This window comes from Microbacterium sp. GbtcB4, from assembly GCF_019091465.1.
In the GTDB taxonomy this organism is placed as follows: Bacteria; Actinomycetota; Actinomycetes; order Actinomycetales; family Microbacteriaceae; genus Microbacterium; species Microbacterium paraoxydans.
The window spans coordinates 1-315 of the sequence record NZ_JAGXJJ010000046.1; the positions used below are offsets into that span (position 1 = coordinate 1).

Sequence of the window (315 nt, forward strand, 5' to 3'; positions counted from 1 at the left end):
GTCCGTGACCGAGGAGGCGATGTTCTCGACGACCTGGTCGCCGCCGTCGGCCGTGGCCGGGGCAGTGCCGACCGCGAGGGAGGAGAACGCGACCTGGTTCTCCTCGTTCGTCGCGAACTCGGCGAACGCCGGGGCCGCTTCCTTGTTGTCGGAGTCGGCTGAGACGTTGAGGCCCTGCACGTAGAGCGGGGCGCCACCGAGGCGCGGGGTGGCGACGGTGTTCTCCAGCAGTGCCGGGGCGTCCTTCTGCAGATCGGGCGTGAAGCCGGTGCCGCCGGTCGTGAAGGCGACCTTCTCCTGGATGTACGCCTCCGC

Annotated in this window: 1 protein-coding gene; it reads right to left on the reverse strand. The window is 70.2% G+C overall.

All coding sequences use genetic code 11. The features are described 5' to 3' along the window. Nucleotides 1-315 (reverse strand): extracellular solute-binding protein (locus KVS71_RS17225; protein ID WP_217585127.1); only part of this gene is annotated, 315 nt, incomplete at both ends.